Below are 1,484 nucleotides of genomic sequence, written 5' to 3'. Positions count from 1 at the left end.
GGTCAGCCGGTGACGCGCAGTTCGAGCAGGGCGGCCGGCTTGCCGTTGCCGGAGCCGCTGCCGATCCCGACGGGGAGGGCGGTGCCCTTGGCGATGTCGACGCTCTGCGCGCCGTCGACGCTGGTGAGCTTGGCGTTGAGCGAGTAGGCGTCGGTGCGGATGCGGAACACGTTGGGCACCTCCAGGGCGAGGTAGCCGGTGGTGCTGGTGGCGCGGAAGCAGATCTGGTTGCCGCCGGCGTTGGGCAGGTCGAAGCTGAACACGCTGATCTGGCTGTCGACGGCGCAGTCGGACAGCACGATGTGGCCGTCGCCGCGCAGCAGCTTGACGTTGGGGTACGGCGCCGGGCCGGGGTAGTTGAAGTCCTCGATCGCCACCGGCGCGGCCGAGTTGTCCGCCGGAGTGCCGTCGGCGGAGGCCAGTGCGGTGGCGCCGAGCGTGGCGGCCACGGCGACCGCACCGCCAACGAGCAAGCGGGACAAGCGCTTTGCCATGCCTAATCCTTTTCGTTCATCTGGTGTTGCCCTGACGGGCGGATCTGCGGAATCGGGTGACCGGCCTGAATGGTGGGCGAACCAACCGGCAATGACGAGACGTCATTGCCGGTGGAAGTAGCCGAAGTTGCCGCATCGGTGCCCTCGGTGCCGCGGCCGGAATCCGGGCCATCGAACCAGATGGGCCGGCGGCTCGACAAGCACTTTCTAGGCTCTGGCCAGGCAGAATGTCATGCTTTCCCAGTGGTTGGGCGCCTATCGGTGATGCGGTTGTATTTGCTTGGCTTTGCCCTTTGGCAGGTGTTTCATTGGCTGCTTTTCGAGCAACTTTCTGACTTCGTGAACGTTCTGTCGTACCGTCATCTGACGTAGGCTCCGCTGCGGCCGTGAATCCGGCCGATGCCGACAGTGGAGGTTTTCTGATGCACCATTCGATATCCCGGTCACGGGGGCGGGGGAGGGGAAGGCCGCCGCTGCTGGGCAGGCTCTCCCTGGGCCTGCTGCCGCTGGCTCTGACGGCGGGGCTGGTGGGGTCGGGCATCCAGACGGCTTCGGCCGTCGAGCCGACCGGCGGGCAGGCCCAGCCGAGCGCCCGCGAGCGTGCCGTGCAGGCATGGCTCGGCGGCGGTCCTCGTGTCCACGAGCTCGCCGAGGCCGCGCTCGCGGGCTCCGACCAGGACGTGAAGCAGTTCGTCGACAACGACCTCGCCGGCACCCAGCGCCTGGACGACCTGCTCGCGGCCACGCAGATCTCCAGCGTGGGCGGGCCGAAGGTCCGCGAGGCGGCGGACAAGGCGATCGAGGGCACTCCCGAGGGGTTGCGCGCCTTCCTGCAGAGCGGCTGGAAGTCGGCTCTCGACGCCGACCGGCGGCTGACGATCACCCGGCTCACCGACCCCGCGATGGGCGCGGGCAGCAACCTGCAGGCGGCTGGTGACGCGGCGCTGCGCAGCAATACCAGTGATGATCTGCAGCGGTTCCTGACCGAGG

The 1,484-nt window shown here is 68.4% G+C and carries 3 protein-coding genes; 2 read left to right on the top strand and 1 reads right to left on the bottom strand.

Annotated elements, in window-relative coordinates; all coding sequences use genetic code 11:
* Nucleotides 1-2: 2 nt before the first annotated feature.
* The gene (locus tag AE652_RS41260) at nucleotides 3-494 is read right to left on the bottom strand and encodes a hypothetical protein (protein ID WP_063780426.1); all 492 of its coding nucleotides are present in this window, start codon (nucleotides 492-494) and stop codon (nucleotides 3-5) included.
* Nucleotides 495-563: 69 nt separating this feature from the next.
* Here AE652_RS41260 and AE652_RS47090 point away from each other — a divergent pair, with 69 nt between their 5' ends.
* Both AE652_RS47090 and AE652_RS41255 read left to right on the top strand, forming a co-directional pair.
* On the top strand, nucleotides 564-866 hold the full coding sequence (locus tag AE652_RS47090; protein ID WP_159028733.1) for a hypothetical protein: 303 nt from the start codon (nucleotides 564-566) through the stop codon (nucleotides 864-866).
* Between the two features lie 50 nt (nucleotides 867-916).
* Nucleotides 917-1,484, top strand: a 568-nt coding sequence (locus AE652_RS41255) for an ALF repeat-containing protein (protein WP_049661116.1), incomplete at its 3' end; no start/stop codon positions are given.

Origin of the sequence: Kitasatospora sp. MY 5-36, from assembly GCF_001182915.1 — a bacterium.
Classification (GTDB): domain Bacteria; phylum Actinomycetota; class Actinomycetes; order Streptomycetales; family Streptomycetaceae; genus Kitasatospora.
The sequence above is the reverse complement of the archived record's forward strand: the minus strand, read 5'-3'. Positions and strand labels throughout refer to the sequence as shown.